The sequence below is a fragment of the Vibrio sp. 10N.286.46.A8 genome (genome assembly GCF_041470165.1).
GTDB lineage: Bacteria > Pseudomonadota > Gammaproteobacteria > Enterobacterales > Vibrionaceae > Vibrio > Vibrio tasmaniensis_A.
This window is the reverse complement of record NZ_JBFRLX010000275.1, coordinates 1-7,247: the sequence shown is the minus strand read 5'-3', so window position 1 is coordinate 7,247 and position 7,247 is coordinate 1. Positions and strand designations below refer to the sequence as shown.

Sequence of the window (7,247 nt, the reverse complement as noted above, 5' to 3'; positions counted from 1 at the left end):
TTCTTACATTTTTCGTCAAATTTTGGACAAAACCATGAGCTGACGGTAAATTTTGTTTAAAGTGTTTTTGCCTTGCAATGGCATTAGCTTATGATTAACTCATCTTAAATTAATTTAAGTGCTCGCTTGTTACCCGATAATCATCAATGTGTCTATTTAGGTTGGCTACTTGATAAACTAGCTTCCTGAGAAGGTCATCCATAGTCAATGGGTGATGTTCGTCTTTAAGGGTTGATGATTTAGATAACAGGAAAAATTCCACATAAAGTGGGTTGTTAGATTGAGCTTAAACGACAATAAAAATGCTCTCATCAACCTGCGATAATACTTTAGAAGTTCACTCTCTATGAACACAGAACACGAAACACAAACAAAAGAAACTGTCGCTCCAGAAATCGAAGCGGGAACGCTGCTTAAAAATAAACGAGAATCTCTTGGTTTAACACAAAAGCAGATTTCTGATCGTTTAAAGCTGCGCGTTACGCTGATCCAACAAATTGAAGAAAACCAATTCGAGTCAGATCAAGTTGCCACCTTTATGCGTGGCTACATTCGTTCATACGCGAAATACGTCAATCTTGACGAAAAGGTCGTATTGAGCGCACTCCATCATGCTGGTGACGCTCAACATCAAGAACAAGAAATGTTGAGCTTTTCTCGTAAGACTAAAACCGAGAAGCACAACAGCCGTATTATGATCCTTACTTGGAGCATTTTTGCGGTAATTGCGGGTATCTCCTCACTGTGGTGGTGGCAGAACCAACAACAAGACACCCTATCTCAATCTTTAGCTAATACTGAAAGCTCAGAAGAGCTAGCTGTAGAAGAATCATTTGCCCCTGAATTCACCTCTTTAGAAGTGATTGAAGCTGAACAAAATGAAGAGGGTACTTCTGTTGTTGAAGGTACTGATGACCTTGCTGCGATAAGCGATGCGGAAGATTCTGTTACATCAACTGACGAAACTACTGCACAGCAAGCAACAGAGACAGAACCAACTGCTGAAGTTGCTGCTAATGCTGTTAATGCAGAAGCTGTTGAAGCAAGCACTGCGCCTGAAGCTGTGATTAACGAGTTAGTGATGCAGTTCTCTGCTGATTGCTGGATCCAAGTGAAAGATGCTTCGGGCAAAACCTTGTCGACTGGCATCAAAAAAGCAGGCCAGTCGTTAAATCTATCAGGAACTGCGCCATATAAAGTGATTCTAGGTGCGCCAGAGGGCGTATCGATGACATTTGCAAGTGAACCTGTCGACCTTTCTGGGTATACTTCAGGCAAAGTAGCTAGAATAACCTTACCTTAGAGTTAATATGCAACACGAATCTCCTATTATTCGTCGCAAATCAACCCGTATTTATGTGGGTGATGTGCCGATCGGTGATGGTGCACCAATTGCTGTGCAATCCATGACCAACACAAGAACAACAGATGTAGCCGCGACCGTTGCTCAAATTAGAGCTCTGGAAAAAGTTGGCGCTGATATCGTTCGCGTATCTGTACCGACTATGGATGCAGCTGAAGCCTTTAAGCTAATCAAGCAGCAGGTCTCTGTTCCTTTGGTTGCTGATATTCACTTCGACTACCGTATCGCACTTAAAGTGGCTGAATACGGCGTTGACTGTCTGCGTATCAACCCAGGTAACATCGGTAACGAAAGCCGCATTCGCTCTGTTGTGGATTGTGCTCGTGATATGAATATTCCGATTCGTATTGGTGTTAACGGCGGTTCTCTTGAAAAAGAGATCCAAGAGAAATACACAGAGCCTACAGCAGAAGCGCTTGTTGAATCTGCAATGCGTCACGTCGACATCCTAGACCGTTTGAACTTTGATCAATTTAAAGTCAGCGTTAAGGCGTCTGATGTATTCCTAGCCGTCGGTTCTTACCGTTTGCTTGCTAAGCAGATTGATCAACCTCTTCACCTTGGCATTACCGAAGCGGGTGGTGCGCGTGCAGGTTCTGTGAAGTCAGCGGTAGGTTTAGGCATGCTTCTCTCTGAAGGTATCGGCGATACGCTGCGTATCTCGTTAGCGGCTGATCCTGTTGAAGAGATCAAAGTTGGCTTTGATATTCTTAAATCTTTGCGCATTCGCTCGCGTGGCATCAACTTCATTGCGTGCCCGAGCTGTTCTCGTCAAGAGTTCGATGTTATTAACACCGTTAATGCCCTTGAAGAGCGCCTAGAAGACGTGATTACTCCAATGGATGTATCTATCATCGGTTGTGTGGTTAACGGCCCTGGTGAAGCTGAAGTGTCTCACTTAGGTCTAGCTGGTAGTGCACGTAAGAGTGCTTTTTACGAAGACGGTAAGCGTCAGAAAGAGCGCTTCGATAACGATGACCTTGTCGACAAACTTGAAGCTAAGATTCGTGCAAAAGCATCAGTGCTTGATAAAGCAAATCGCATTGATGTAGAAAACTTAGAAGATTAATACAACGCGATGGGGTGTGATTGTCTATTCGCACTGATACCTGGTCGTGAGAAATTACGGAATAAATACTGTGGCTAAAAATATCCAAGCAATTCGAGGCATGAACGACTGCCTACCAACTCAATCACCACTGTGGCAGAAAGTAGAAAGCGCAGTTAAAAGTGTGGTGAGTGCATACGGTTACAACGAAGTACGTATGCCTATCGTTGAAGAAACGAACCTATTTAGCCGTGCGGTTGGTGAAGAGACAGACGTTGTTTCTAAAGAGATGTACACCTTTGATGACCGTAATGGCGACAGCCTAACGCTGCGTCCAGAAGGCACAGCAGGTTGTGTACGTTCATGTATTCAAAACAGCCTTATCAACCGTGATGAGCAGCGCCTATGGTACATGGGCCCGATGTTCCGTCACGAGCGTCCTCAAAAAGGTCGTTACCGTCAATTCCACCAATGTGGTGTTGAAGTGTTTGGCCTAGACGGTCCAGACGTTGATGCTGAACTTATTATGATGACAGCACGTCTATGGCGTGAACTAGGTATCGATAAGCACGTTCGTCTTGAATTGAACTCAATCGGTTCTCAAGAAGATCGCGTAAGCTATCGTACAGCGTTAGTGGCTTTCCTTGAGCAACACATTGATGTGTTAGATGAAGACTGCAAACGTCGCATGCACACTAACCCTCTACGTGTACTTGATACTAAGAACCCGGATGTTCAAGCGATCTTAGGTGACGCACCTCGACTATCTGAATATTTAGGTGAAGAATCGAAGCAACATTTTGCTGGTTTGTGTGAACTTCTTGACGCTGTTGGTATCGAATACCAAGTTAATGAGCGTCTAGTGCGTGGTCTAGATTACTACAACCGCACCGTATTTGAGTGGATCACAGACAGCCTTGGTGCCCAAGGTACAGTGTGTGGTGGTGGCCGTTACGATGGTCTTGTTGAACAACTAGGCGGCAAAGCAACCAATGCGGTTGGCTTCGCTATGGGTCTAGAGCGTCTAGTCCTTATGATGGAAACGCTAGAGCTTACAGAAGTTCGTCGTAGTGTTGACGTATACATGGTTGCTGCTGGCGAAGGTACAATGATCGCGGGCATGCAGTTAGCGAATCAATTACGCGACACCGTTGAAGGCGTACGTGTGATGAACCACTTCGGTGGTGGTAACTTCAAGAAGCAATTCAAACGTGCTGACAAAGTAGGAGCTGTTGTGGCGTTGGTACTTGGTGAGAACGAAGTTGCTGACAATACAGTTGTGCTAAAAGATTTGGTTGGCGGCGAGCAACAAACCGTGTCTCAAACGGAAGTTGCAGAAAAAGTTGCTGCGTTAATCTAAGCCATTGAGCAAACGCTCATCATGAATATCAACGTCAGCACTATGCTGGCGTTTAAAGAATTAAAGAGGACAGGAAGTGGAACTTTACGATAGCGAAGAGCAACAAGTTGAAGCCATTAAAGATTGGTGGAAAGAGAATGGCAAAGCCGTAATCTTTGGTGCGGTTATTGGTTTAGGTGGCCTATTTGGTTGGCGCTATTACCAAGATTCAGTCGTTGAAGCGCGTGAAGCCGCTTCAGAAAGCTACACCTCTGCAATCTCAGCTCTAGATGCTAAAGGCGTTGATGCTCAATCTGATATTCAAGCTTTCATCGACGCAAACAAAGACGCTGAATATTCAGTACTTGCTGCTATGCAATTAGCAAAAGCGCAAGTTCAAGCGGGTGACCTTACAGCTGCACTAGAACAACTTGAGTGGGCAAAATCGGCAACTAAGGACGCGGCATTAGCGCCACTACTGACTTACCGTGTTGCTCGTATCAAAGCTGAGCAAGGTGAATTTGACGCAGCATTGACTGATCTTGAAGCGATGACTGACGAATCTTGGAAAGGCCGTGTTGCTGAACTGCGTGGTGATATCTCACTTCGTAAAGGCGACACAGATGCAGCTTACAGTGCATACTCTGAAGCTCAACAAGCTGCTGATGCGAGCCAAACGCTTCAAATCAAACTTGACGACCTAGCTAAATAAGGCGCTTTGAATGAAGAAGATGTTTCCAAAAGCGGCGTTGTGTGCGATTGCTCTTGGCCTGCTAGCGGGCTGTGCAAGTGAAGAAGACACCGTAATCATGGCACCAGTACCAACGGTAAACAGCGAGTTTACTCCTAGCCAGGAATGGTCTACGTCGGTTGGTGATGGTGTTGGTCACTACTTTTCAAAACTAACGCCAGAATTGGCTTACGACAAAGTATTTGTTGCAAGCCGTGAAGGTATGGTTAAAGCGCTTGACCCTGAAACAGGTAAAGAGCTTTGGAAAGTCGATCTTGAGAAAGAAGTACTGGCTCGTTTATCGGGTGGCTTAACGGCAGCTTACGGCAAGGTATTTGTTGGTTCTGAAAATGGCGAAGTGATCGCGCTGGATGAATCAACCGGTGAAGAGCTGTGGCGTGTATCAGTGAATGGTGAGGTGCTTGCATCCCCAGCAACTGAAAGCAACATGGTTATTGTTCATACCAGTCGTGGCATGTTGACCGCGTTAGATCAAGAAAGCGGTGAGCAAAAATGGACCATCAGTACAGAAGTACCAAGCCTAACACTTCGTGGCGATAGCTCACCTGTTACGGTTTCAGGTGGTGTATTCTGGGGTACGGCAAATGGTCGTTTAGCCGCAGCTATCGTTGATCGTGGTCAGCTTATTTGGCAACAGCCAGTAGGTACACCAAAAGGCGCAACGGAAATTGATCGTTTGGTTGATGTTGATGCATCACCAATTGTTCTTGGCGGCACCCTGTATACCGTAGGTATCAATGGTCAGCTGATTGCTATCGATCTTCGTTCTGGTAAGCCAGTTTGGAAACGTAACTACTCGTCAGCGATTGATTTAGCAAGTGATGGCAGCCGTTTGTTCGTTGTGACTGACAAAGACCATGTGGTTGCGGTTGATGCGCGTAGTGGTACTGAACTGTGGAGCACTCCATTGTTAGAAAACCGCTTACTGACAGCACCTGCTATTATTAATGGTTATGTAGTTGTTGGTGATACTGAAGGTTATCTGCACTGGTTAGATCGTTCATCGGGTGAGTTTGTTGCTCAACAGTTGGTCGATGATAGCGGCTTTGCGGTTGCGCCAATTGAAATGCCTGAAGGCTACTTAGTGACGACTCGCAATGGCGATGTAAAGAAACTAACGATTAGCCAATAAAAGCGTGATATAATTCACAGTCGGCTCCTGGTTGGTAACAGCTAGGAGCCGTTTTGTTGTTATAAATTAATAAACCGTGTGGTTATAGGTAAGAGTTTAAACTTGCGATCAAGTGCTTACCTATAACTACATTTAGAGAAGAAATTGTAGAGGTTGTTATGGTACCTGTTGTTGCTCTAGTAGGGCGTCCGAACGTAGGTAAATCTACGTTATTTAACCGATTGACTCGAACTCGTGATGCATTGGTTGCGGATTTCCCTGGCTTAACGCGTGACCGTAAATACGGTCATGCTCATTTTAGCGAGCATGACTTTATTGTTATCGACACTGGTGGTATCGACGGTACCGAAGAAGGTGTTGAAACTAAAATGGCTGAACAGTCGCTCGCGGCGATTGATGAAGCTGATGTCGTTCTATTTATGGTAGATGGCCGTGCGGGTCTAACACCTTCAGACGTAGCTATTGCTAAGCACCTTCGTCAACTAGAAAAGCCTTCAATGCTAGTAGTAAACAAGGTTGATGGTATCGACCCTGATGCTGCAAGTGCTGATTTCTGGCAACTAGGCGTAGAAGACATGTACCAAATCGCTGCAGCGCACGGTCGTGGTGTAACTGCGTTGATTGATCTTGCTCTAAACCCATTCGCTGAAGCGTTAAAAGCTGAGAATGGCGAAGTAAGCGATTTAACTGAATTTGAAGACGAAGAAGAAGAGCAAGTTGATTTCACTGAAGAAGAAGCGGAAGAAGAATTCAAGCGCCTTCAAGATCAACCGATTAAGCTAGCGATCATTGGTCGTCCTAACGTAGGTAAATCAACACTAACTAACCGTATTCTTGGTGAAGAACGTGTTGTTGTTTACGATATGCCAGGTACAACTCGTGACTCTATCTACATTCCGATGCAGCGTGATGAGCGTGAATACGTTCTGATTGATACTGCGGGTGTTCGTCGCCGTAAAAATATCAACGAAACAGTTGAGAAGTTCTCAGTGGTTAAAACACTGAAAGCGATTGAAGATGCTAACGTTGTATTACTGCTTATCGATGCTCGCGAGAACATCTCAGATCAAGATCTAAGCTTGTTAGGCTTTGCGTTGAATGCTGGTCGTTCAATTGTTATTGCCGTAAACAAGTGGGATGGCCTAGATAACGACGTTAAAGATCGTGTTAAGAAAGAACTAGATCGTCGTTTAGGTTTCGTTGATTTCGCACGTATTCACTTTATCTCTGCACTTCACGGTACTGGTGTTGGTCACTTGTTTGAGTCTGTTCAAGAAGCTTATAAGTCAGCAACGACTCGTGTTGGTACTTCTGTACTTACTCGTATCATGAAGATGGCGACTGATGATCACCAACCACCTATGGTTCGTGGTCGTCGTGTTAAATTGAAATACGCGCACGCTGGTGGCTACAACCCACCGATTATCGTTATCCACGGTAACCAAGTACGTAACTTGCCAGATTCATACAAACGATTCTTGATGAACTACTACCGTCGTTCACTAGAAATTATGGGTACACCTATTCGCATTCAATTCCAGAACAGCGAGAACCCATTTGAAGCTAAGACTAACAAGCTGACAATTTCTCAAGAACGTAAACGTAAACGTATGA

6 protein-coding genes are annotated in these 7,247 nt (G+C 44.9%); all 6 read left to right on the top strand.

Annotated elements, in window-relative coordinates; all coding sequences use genetic code 11:
- Positions 1-346 precede the first annotated feature (346 nt).
- Positions 347-1,303 carry a cytoskeleton protein RodZ gene (gene rodZ, locus AB4232_RS21250; RefSeq protein ID WP_372087950.1) on the top strand — a complete coding sequence of 319 codons (957 nt, stop codon included), beginning with the start codon at positions 347-349 and terminating at the stop codon, positions 1,301-1,303.
- Positions 1,304-1,310: 7 nt separating this feature from the next.
- Positions 1,311-2,432, top strand: coding sequence for a flavodoxin-dependent (E)-4-hydroxy-3-methylbut-2-enyl-diphosphate synthase (gene ispG, locus AB4232_RS21245; RefSeq protein ID WP_009848294.1), 1,122 nt, complete (start codon positions 1,311-1,313; stop codon positions 2,430-2,432).
- A gap of 70 nt (positions 2,433-2,502) precedes the next feature.
- Complete coding sequence (hisS, locus tag AB4232_RS21240; protein WP_012603314.1) at positions 2,503-3,771, top strand: histidine--tRNA ligase; 1,269 nt, start codon at positions 2,503-2,505, stop codon at positions 3,769-3,771.
- 76 nt (positions 3,772-3,847) lie between these two features.
- On the top strand, positions 3,848-4,462 hold the full coding sequence (locus AB4232_RS21235) for a YfgM family protein (protein ID WP_065678454.1): 615 nt from the start codon (positions 3,848-3,850) through the stop codon (positions 4,460-4,462).
- Positions 4,463-4,472: 10 nt separating this feature from the next.
- Positions 4,473-5,633 carry an outer membrane protein assembly factor BamB gene (gene bamB / locus AB4232_RS21230; RefSeq protein ID WP_371710205.1) on the top strand — a complete coding sequence of 387 codons (1,161 nt, stop codon included), beginning with the start codon at positions 4,473-4,475 and terminating at the stop codon, positions 5,631-5,633.
- Between the two features lie 158 nt (positions 5,634-5,791).
- On the top strand, positions 5,792-7,247 hold a 1,456-nt coding region (der, locus tag AB4232_RS21225), incomplete at its 3' end, for a ribosome biogenesis GTPase Der (protein WP_372087949.1).

Coding starts and splice junctions, on each gene's coding strand:
- bamB (WP_371710205.1), top strand. CDS start 4,473: ATGAAGAAGATGTTTCCAAAAGCGGCGTTGTGTGCGATTGCTCTTGGC.
- rodZ (WP_372087950.1), top strand. CDS start 347: ATGAACACAGAACACGAAACACAAACAAAAGAAACTGTCGCTCCAGAA.
- ispG (WP_009848294.1), top strand. CDS start 1,311: ATGCAACACGAATCTCCTATTATTCGTCGCAAATCAACCCGTATTTAT.